This is a genomic window from Brevibacterium sp. 50QC2O2 (assembly GCF_024580675.1).
GTDB classification, from domain to species: Bacteria; Actinomycetota; Actinomycetes; order Actinomycetales; family Brevibacteriaceae; genus Brevibacterium; species Brevibacterium moorei.
Genome location: NZ_JANIJZ010000059.1, coordinates 1 through 420 on the forward strand (window position 1 = coordinate 1; position 420 = coordinate 420).

A 420-nucleotide genomic window follows, 5' to 3' on the forward strand; every position below is an offset into this window, starting at 1 on the left:
TCGAGATGAGGTCTCCTTTAAGGTGTCCTAGAGATGATGGGGTTGATAGGCCAGATGTGGAAGACCGGTAACGGTTGGAGCTGACTGGTACTAATACACCGTTCACTCACCCAAAAACAACACGACTTGGTGGGACTGTGGTCTTGTCGGGGTGTGTGGTGGGTTGGGTAACACGAGTAACAACAACGATTGAGCGTACAAGAGTCGGGCCGTGGGGTCCGCGCGCACAGCCCTGTGGGGTTGGTGTTCACGTCTACTAGTTTCACTGCACGATCCAGTGACGCACACGTATGGTGTGTGTTGTTCTGTGGTTTTGCGGTGGTGAGAGCGTTGGGGAAACGCCCGGTCCCTTTCCGAACCCGGAAGCTAAGCCCGATTGCGCTGATGGTACTGCATGCGGGAGTGTGTGGGAGAGTAGGT

2 rRNA genes are annotated in these 420 nt (G+C 55.2%); both read left to right on the top strand.

Going from position 1 to position 420, the window contains the following annotated elements:
- Window positions 1-114 (top strand): 23S ribosomal RNA (locus NQ038_RS15200); the annotation flags it as partial.
- A gap of 200 nt (window positions 115-314) precedes the next feature.
- Window positions 315-420: ribosomal RNA gene (rrf, locus tag NQ038_RS15205) — 5S ribosomal RNA — on the top strand; the annotation flags it as partial.